Genomic DNA, 418 nt, shown 5'->3' on the forward strand with positions numbered 1-418 from the left:
CAACAATCATAGTGCCGCCAAAGGTCCAAGACACCTGCACCGCTTTTGGGAAACGCATCCCTGTCAAACGGGCCTGATGGGAGGAAAATGATGAGCAAAAACTACCGCGCAGAGGGCGCAGAGATCGACAAACGCGTGGGCGCCCTGTTCAAGGCAGCCCCTGCACCCATGAAGCCCTACAGCCAATTGGTAAGTGCCGTGTCTGGCGATGGGGCATTGTCGGGCAAAGTCAAAGAGCTGATGGCGCTCTCGATTTCCATCGCGATTCGGTGCGAGGATTGTATCGTGTTCCACCTGCGGGCCGCGCTGAAACACGGCGCAACGCGCGCCGAGGTGATCGAGGCAATCGCGGTCGCAATCGAGATGGGTGGCGGCCCTTCGGTCGTATATGGGGGTCGGGCACTGGAAGCCCTAGACG

General features: G+C 59.6%; 1 protein-coding gene. It reads left to right on the forward strand.

Annotated features, from left to right (window positions below; all coding sequences use genetic code 11):
• Positions 1-90: 90 nt before the first annotated feature.
• The coding region (locus tag ACN0X0_RS23130; protein ID WP_417281149.1) for a carboxymuconolactone decarboxylase family protein at positions 91-418 on the forward strand (328 nt) is incomplete at its 3' end.

This window comes from Celeribacter sp., assembly GCF_048270365.1.
Taxonomy (GTDB): domain Bacteria; phylum Pseudomonadota; class Alphaproteobacteria; order Rhodobacterales; family Rhodobacteraceae; genus Celeribacter.